Genomic DNA, 368 nt, shown 5'->3' with positions numbered 1-368 from the left:
GTGACGACCGCCCCTCCGGGGGTGGCTTCCGCCGTGATGACCGGCCCTCGGGTGGAGTCAACCGAGACGGCCGCGGCGACCGTGGTGGTTTCCGGCGTGAAGACCGTGGCGAGCGCCCCTCGGGCGGTGGCTTCCGTCGTGACGACCGCCCCTCCGTCCGAGGCTCAGCCCGCGACAGTGACGAACGCAAGCGCGGCGTTTACCGCCGCGTTGACCGTGGCGAGCGCGCCTGTGGCGGTGGCTTGGGCCGAGTCGAGCGCCCCTCCGGTGGTGGCTTCCGCCGCGACGACCGCCCCTCCGGTGGTGGCTTCCGCCGTGACGACCGCCCCTCCGGTGGTGGCTTCCGCCGTGATGACCGTCCGTCGGGT

The 368-nt window shown here is 73.9% G+C and carries 1 pseudogene; it reads right to left on the bottom strand.

From position 1 onward, the window contains the following. Positions 1 to 164 precede the first annotated feature (164 nt). Positions 165 to 368: pseudogene (locus PUR71_RS08780) on the bottom strand (hypothetical protein); the annotation flags it as partial.

The sequence above is a fragment of the Streptomyces sp. SP17BM10 genome, assembly GCF_036322405.1.
Classification (GTDB): Bacteria; Actinomycetota; Actinomycetes; order Streptomycetales; family Streptomycetaceae; genus Kitasatospora.
Note: the sequence above shows the minus strand (reverse complement) of the source record. Positions and strands in the feature narration are given on the sequence as shown.